Annotated in this window: 7 protein-coding genes; all 7 read left to right on the top strand. The window is 49.6% G+C overall.

The genetic code is table 11. The features are described from left to right. Positions 1 to 132: 132 nt before the first annotated feature. The 7 genes from H8911_RS11475 (at position 133) to rlmN (ending at position 6,060) form a co-directional block, all read left to right on the top strand. On the top strand, positions 133 to 1,359 hold the full coding sequence (locus tag H8911_RS11475) for a plasmid recombination protein (RefSeq protein ID WP_155152346.1): 1,227 nt from the start codon (positions 133 to 135) through the stop codon (positions 1,357 to 1,359). A 425-nt stretch (positions 1,360 to 1,784) separates the two neighbouring features. Then, on the top strand, positions 1,785 to 3,305 hold the full coding sequence (locus H8911_RS11470) for a hypothetical protein (RefSeq protein ID WP_087295655.1): 1,521 nt from the start codon (positions 1,785 to 1,787) through the stop codon (positions 3,303 to 3,305). Positions 3,306 to 3,550: 245 nt separating this feature from the next. Continuing rightward, on the top strand, positions 3,551 to 3,832 hold the full coding sequence (locus tag H8911_RS11465; protein WP_087295645.1) for a type II toxin-antitoxin system RelB/DinJ family antitoxin: 282 nt from the start codon (positions 3,551 to 3,553) through the stop codon (positions 3,830 to 3,832). Continuing rightward, positions 3,825 to 4,097, top strand: a complete 273-nt coding sequence (locus H8911_RS11460; protein WP_066859802.1) for a type II toxin-antitoxin system YafQ family toxin — start codon at positions 3,825 to 3,827, stop codon at positions 4,095 to 4,097. The genes H8911_RS11465 and H8911_RS11460 overlap by 8 nt, the downstream gene beginning before the upstream one ends. Positions 4,098 to 4,360: 263 nt before the next feature. Beyond that, positions 4,361 to 4,885, top strand: a complete 525-nt coding sequence (locus H8911_RS11455) for a hypothetical protein (protein WP_087295649.1) — start codon at positions 4,361 to 4,363, stop codon at positions 4,883 to 4,885. 58 nt (positions 4,886 to 4,943) lie between these two features. Next, positions 4,944 to 5,060 carry a cysteine-rich KTR domain-containing protein gene (locus tag H8911_RS11450; protein ID WP_151882976.1) on the top strand — a complete coding sequence of 39 codons (117 nt, stop codon included), beginning with the start codon at positions 4,944 to 4,946 and terminating at the stop codon, positions 5,058 to 5,060. A gap of 16 nt (positions 5,061 to 5,076) precedes the next feature. Beyond that, positions 5,077 to 6,060, top strand: a complete 984-nt coding sequence (gene rlmN, locus H8911_RS11445; RefSeq protein WP_002584956.1) for a 23S rRNA (adenine(2503)-C(2))-methyltransferase RlmN — start codon at positions 5,077 to 5,079, stop codon at positions 6,058 to 6,060. Positions 6,061 to 6,321 lie beyond the last annotated feature (261 nt).

Raw genomic sequence — 6,321 nt, 5'->3', positions numbered from 1 at the left:
TACGTTACTTTCTCACAAGAAAGTAACAAAGAGGTTGTGGCCTGCGGCCAGTTATGGTAAAATAGGAGCAGTAGGATATAGGCTTTTTGCAGGAAAGGGACGGGTGATTTTATAGGCACAACCATTTCGGGAATGACGGGCCGGGGAAGTATCCGGCACAACAACAGGAGCTTTTCAGCGGCGAATGTAGACCGAAGCAGGTCGGGGCAGAATGTCACCTTTTTCAACGAGGATTTGAAGAAGGTGTACCACGAACTTTTCGATGAAGCCCTGGCCGCCTACAATGCCAAAAAGAAAAAGACCAGGGACAAGATACCAGATTACTATGAGCATATCCGGCAGAGCAAACAGGAGAAGCTATTTCACGAGGCTATCTTCCAGATCGGCAACTTGACAGACTGCGGGTGCGGCTCCCCTGGAGGGGAACGGGCGGCGGCAGCTCTCAAAGAATTTGCAGAGTCCTTCCAGGAGCGCAACCCTCATCTGCGGGTGTTCAATATGGTGCTGCACATGGACGAGGCCACGCCCCACCTCCATGTGGACTTCGTGCCGGTGGCAACGGAGCAGAGCCGGGGCCTTTCGACGCGGGTATCAATGAAACAAGCGTTAAAGCAGCAAGGATTTGAAGGGCTGGGCAGGAAGCAGACGGAATGGAAAGCCTGGATGGAACGGGAGAAAGAAGCCCTAACGGAAATCGCCCAGGCGCACGAGTTTGAGATTATCAGCTTGGGCGGTGGCCGGCCTCATATGGAGCTGCCAGAGTACAGAGCAGCGGCCCAGCGGCTTGAAGCTATCCAGGAACAGGTGACAGCGGCAGAGCAGGAGATCGCGGCCCTGGAAAAGCAGAGAAAGGCCCTGCAAGGGAATGTGAAGCTGCTGAAAGCGGTTGAGAAGGTCAAGCCAGATCTGGACGCAATACAGCCGGAAAAGACGCTGACAGGGGCCGTCAAGGGCGTGACGGTGGAGCAGGTGAAGGAGCTGAAGGCGGCGGTGATCCGGGGCGCGGCGGCAGAGCAGAAGGTGCGGGAGCTGAAGGTAGAAAACCAACAGCTTCAGCAGAAAATCCCCTCGACGAAAGAAAAGCTGAAGGAGGCCCAGGAGCGGCAGCGGCTTGAAAATGAAAACCGGCAGCTCAAAGTGCAGGTCGAATATCTGGAAAAAGATTTGAGCTGGGAGCGCGGAATTTCGGCGCGGCTCCGGGAAGGGATCGGGGCCGCGCTGGACTTCCTGGATCGGCACTTGCCGGAGCAGTTCCGGCCCCTGGTCGAAAAGGCGCGTGAGCTGCTACCTGTGCCAGAGGTGCAGCAGCCGGAAAGAGAGCAGGAATGGGGCCACACCTGGGGCGGTATGGAGCTGTAAAAGAAGCCTGTCCGGGGGCCTTGCAAGAGCCGCCCGGACAGGCTATAATAACAGTAAAAATAGGGAATTAACTTCATTGATAATATATGCCACCCTATGGGTATGGGGGGATAGCATGGAGTTGGTTTGTCGTAAAATAGGGAATTAACTTCATTGATAATATATGCCCCCCTATGGCCTAAAGGCCAGGGGAAAAATAATAAAATATTTTCTCTCGGACAGGGAGAAAGTCGGAGGGGGTTATGGGGGTGAGCGGCGGGGTGTGGGAATGTGGTAAACCTGAAAGGTTTTCCATCATTTCCATGCCCCAGAGCGAGGGGGAAAAGGGGGAGGTGACTTTCTCTTTAAGGCCCCGGAGGGGCCGCTCTTTGGCTCCCCCTTTTCCCCCTATGGGTTTGCAGAATGTACGAAAAGAGGTGTAAGGAATGGCGGATCAGCAAGAAGCCTTGGAACGGCTGCGGGAACTTTACAGGGAAAAGAATGAGCATTTAGAGAAGTTTTTGGAGCCGGTGGAGCCGTATGCGTTTTATCGTGAGATCTTCCCGGAAGGATCTTTCGAGAGGAAGGGCCATTTTGAGGACAGGAAGGGAAACGGAATTGCGGTGACGGTGCCGAAAGGTGAGGTTGACAAGGCAACGGGGATTGCCTTGCAGATCGAGGGGGACGGTAAAGCGAAACGCTGTACCATCACTGACGAGCTGGACGAGCTGCGGGAGTTGCAAGACACCGATTTCACGATTATGTCCCCGATCTCCTATTTTGGGCGGCGGCGGTGCGGCAAGAACGCTCGGTATCTTTATGCCCTGGTCTTTGACCTGGACGGAGTGGGTATGCCCCAGCTCCGGGATACGCTGCATCAGATGAACAAGGATATTCTGCCCCCGGCAACCTTTGTTGTAAACAGCGGGACGGGGCTTCACCTGTATTATGTGCTGAAAGAGCCGGTGCCTATGTACCCGCACAACCAAAAATGCTTGAAAGAGCTGAAATATTCCCTTACTCGGCAGATTTGGAATAAGTTTACCTCCACCATCAAGGAGCCGCAAATGCAGGGGATTTTGCAGGGCTTTCGGGTGGTCGGCTCCGGCTCGAAGCTGGGGCGTGAGTACCCTGTGAGGGCGTTCCGGCTCGGCGGGCCGGTGGAGTTGGCGCGGCTGCTTGATTATATCCCGGACAGCAACGGGGAGCAGCAGCGGCTTGAGGGGCTTATGAGAAAGAGCCGCCTGTCGCTGGCCGAGGCGAAAGAGAAGTACCCGGATTGGTATGAGCGGCGGATTGTCAAAAAGGAGCGGCGTGGCCGCTGGACGGTCAAGCGTGACCTTTACGACTGGTGGCTGCACCGGATCGCCGATGAAATCCGGGTGGGCCATCGTTTCTATGGCATTATGACGCTGGCGATTTATGCGAAAAAATGCGGGATAGACGAGGACGAGCTACGCCGTGACGCTTTTGCGCTGCTCCGGCCCTACGACGATATGAGCGTGGAGGATATAAACCGCTTTACAAAAGATGATGTGGTGTGCGCTCTGGAAATGTTCAATGAGGACTATGTGACATTCCCCAGGGACGATATAGCGAAGCTCTCCGGCCTGACTATGCCTGTCAATAAGCGGAACTGGCGCAAACAGTCAGAACATATCAAGCTGATGAACTTAATTAGGGACGAGATCAACGGTAATAAGAATTGGCGCAATAAGGACGGAAGGCCCAAAGGCAGCGGAACGGCCCAGGCGCGGGTTTATGAATGGCGGCAGCAGCACCCGGAGGGGCGCAAGGCCGACTGTCATCGGGAAACTGGCCTTGATCCGAAAACCATCCGCAAGTGGTGGGATTGCCCACCGCCAGCGGTGCGCTTTGAAAATGGGCATATAACGGTGCGGGTGTCCCCTTCCCAGGAGTTGAGCGATTGGCTCTTGGACGCGCTGCACGATGGGGGCCAGGAATAAGGCCCAGAAAGGCCCCTGTTACGCTTTAGAAGCCGTTTTCAGCTCTCCGAGGGTAAATATACTGGCCATCTCTCTACCGCGCCCGGAAAGCCGCATAAATCAAGGCTTTTTTGCCCCCTAAATGCGTACATACCAGGGCAGAAGTTTAAGAGCCAGGGCGTGGGTAAACAGGTAGGAAGGTGTATTGACATTGTGAATAAAAAATGATACAATGTATATAATAAGAATGAAAGGAGTTGCTATCTATGGCGAATACAAATATTAACATTCGTATGGACGCAGATTTGAAGCGGCAGTTTGAGGCATTTTGTGCTGATATGGGAATGACGATGACAACGGCGTTCAATGTTTTTGCGCGTAAGGCGGTGAGAGAGTATAGAATACCCTTTGAAATCAGCGGCGATGTGCCGAACGCGGAAACCGTCGAAGCAATCCAGGAAGTAAAGAGAATGAAGGCCGATCCGAGCCTCGGCAAGACCTATTCCAATGTCGATCAGATGATGGAGGAGCTGCTTGCCGATGTATAACATAAGACCAACTACAAAATTTCAGAAGGATTTGAAGCGCGTGAAAAAGCGCGGCTTTGATATTTCTTTGCTGACGGATATTATTAAAAAGCTGGCTGCGGGGGAGCCGTTGCCGGAGAAGAACAGGGATCACCAGCTTTCCGGGGACTATGCGGGGTGTCGTGAGTGCCACATTACGCCGGATTGGTTGTTGATCTACGAAGTGGACGGGGACGAGCTGATTTTGTATCTCACCCGGACGGGATCGCATAGCGATTTATTTTAGGGGAAGGAGGAAAGGTCTATGAGCTGGGATAAAGAGAGGATCGCGCAGATACAACTTCCCGATCCGGCAGACGATGATCCGCACCCTCGGCTGCTCCTGGAAGGGCGCGGCATACACGCAGGAGAGGGATTTACAGCTTTGTTTCCAGATGGCTGGCACGAGATTACCCTTGAAGTAGCCTGGGAGCCGACAGGCCCCGCTTGCTGGTACATATCTACGCCTGGGTTTAAGGGTGTGTGTCCTGTGGGCCTGTTCGTGAAGGTATGAAAACGATCCGGCAGATAGCCGACGAGATAGGGGTATCAAAGCAAGCTGTTTTCAAAAAAATTAAGCGTGAACCGCTGTCAACCAGTTTACAGGGGTTGACGGCAACGGTTGACGGTAAGTTGATGGTAGAGGTTGACGGTGAAAAGCTGATAAAACAGGCGTTTTCTGAAATTGCACCGTCAACCACCGACAACCAGTTGACGGGTACGGTTGACGGTTTGGTTGATGGCGCGTCAACCAAAAATGCAGAAAAAACGACAGGGGTTGATGGTGTGATTTCTGTTTTACAGGCCACCATCGACACGCTGCAAGGGCAGCTTGAAATGAAAGACAGGCAGATCGAGCAGCAGGCCCAGACCATTACCCGGCTCACTGACGCGCTGGCCGCCGCCCAGCAGACAGCGGCAGCAGCCCAGGCTCTCCACGCGGGGACAATTCAGCAGCAGCTTCTTACCGATGAAACCGGATCGGATCAGGAGCCGGAGAAAAAGGGATGGTTTCGTAAATTTTTTCGAGGTTAAGGCAATGCGGTAGATAAAACCCCTAATGTTAATATGCATTGCTTGAGGCAACAGACATATTTGTGTAAAAGATTTTCCTCTTTTCTGCCCTAAATGCAAATTGACGCATATCATTGATGTAGAAAAATTAGAGATTGTAATCAAAAATACAGAAAAACAAACTTTTATTATTTAGAAGAAAGGATATAAAAATGAAACGTTTACCTAAATATACGCCTGCGGAAGTACGGAATGATCCATACGGATTTACTTACAAAGAAATGTCGGAAGTTATTGGCGAGAATGAAGCAAAAGCCTTATATGAAGAATTATATAAGCAATTACCACGCAAAAAAAATCTATCAATGTTGGTAAAAAATATTTGCAAAAGCAGTGATACTGAAAAGTATGTTTACGAACTGAAAGACAACAAATACATTGAAACGGTTTTTATCAAGCGGCGAGATGGTGGAACTGTTTGCGTGAGCACACAAGTCGGTTGTCCTGTTGGTTGTATTTTTTGTGAGTCCGGGCGAAATGGCTTTGTTCGTAATCTAACATCGTCAGAAATCGTACAACAGATTATATTGTTGCGTCGAAAAGTAAACCGTATCGTTTTTATGGGTATGGGAGAGCCTTTATTCAATTATGACAACTTGATAAAAGCAATCCATATTCTCCGAGATAGATATGGGCTCAACTTTCCAACCGACGGCATTACCATATCAACAGTTGGTCCGGTCGATCAATTAAAAAAATTGCGCGAGGAACATCTTAAAATTCAGTTGACAATATCTTTACACGCAGCAACACAATCTGCAAGAAATCGTATTATTCCTCACATGCGCATATATGCTATTGAAGATGTTGTTAAGCAAGCCTTATCCTATTCTGAAAGGCATAATCGCAAAATTGTCTTTGCGTATTTGCTTTTACCGGGTATAAATGACCGGCCCTCAGATGTAAGACAACTTGCAAAATGGTTTCGGGGCAAAAAAGTTATGATTAACGTGTTACAATACAACCCAACAAGCAATTCAAGAATTAAAGCACCACAGAAACGGGAAATAGTTGCATTCAAACATCAATTAGAGCAAGCAGGACTTGAAGTTACTATGAGAGTTTCTCATGGCAGAGAGATTAACGCGGCTTGTGGACAGTTAGCTAACACATATAATAAATTCAAAAAAAAATGATTAAAAGTGCCAGACGCATAGACGCAGAGCCGATAACGCATTAGGTCAAAAAACCTATGTGTTATCGGCTTTTTTATATATTAAGATTTTGGCTTCGGAACAGGGAAATACGGTATGTGAAAAACTGTCGAATTGTCACAAATTGTTGATTATGAGGAACGACAAAAAGGACTATCGTAATAGCCAACATTTTGCATTTGCCTTTTAGTTGCTGAATTATTTTTTTACAATCATCTTATGATCACATTCAGGGCAGTGCAT

The organism is Holdemanella hominis, assembly GCF_014306155.1.
Classification (GTDB): domain Bacteria; phylum Bacillota_I; class Bacilli_A; order Erysipelotrichales; family Erysipelotrichaceae; genus Holdemanella; species Holdemanella hominis.
The sequence above is the reverse complement of the archived record's forward strand: the minus strand, read 5'-3'. Positions and strand labels throughout refer to the sequence as shown.

Coding starts and splice junctions, on each gene's coding strand:
- H8911_RS11455 (WP_087295649.1), top strand. CDS start 4,361: ATGAAAACGATCCGGCAGATAGCCGACGAGATAGGGGTATCAAAGCAA.
- H8911_RS11465 (WP_087295645.1), top strand. CDS start 3,551: ATGGCGAATACAAATATTAACATTCGTATGGACGCAGATTTGAAGCGG.
- H8911_RS11470 (WP_087295655.1), top strand. CDS start 1,785: ATGGCGGATCAGCAAGAAGCCTTGGAACGGCTGCGGGAACTTTACAGG.
- H8911_RS11475 (WP_155152346.1), top strand. CDS start 133: ATGACGGGCCGGGGAAGTATCCGGCACAACAACAGGAGCTTTTCAGCG.
- rlmN (WP_002584956.1), top strand. CDS start 5,077: ATGAAACGTTTACCTAAATATACGCCTGCGGAAGTACGGAATGATCCA.
- H8911_RS11460 (WP_066859802.1), top strand. CDS start 3,825: ATGTATAACATAAGACCAACTACAAAATTTCAGAAGGATTTGAAGCGC.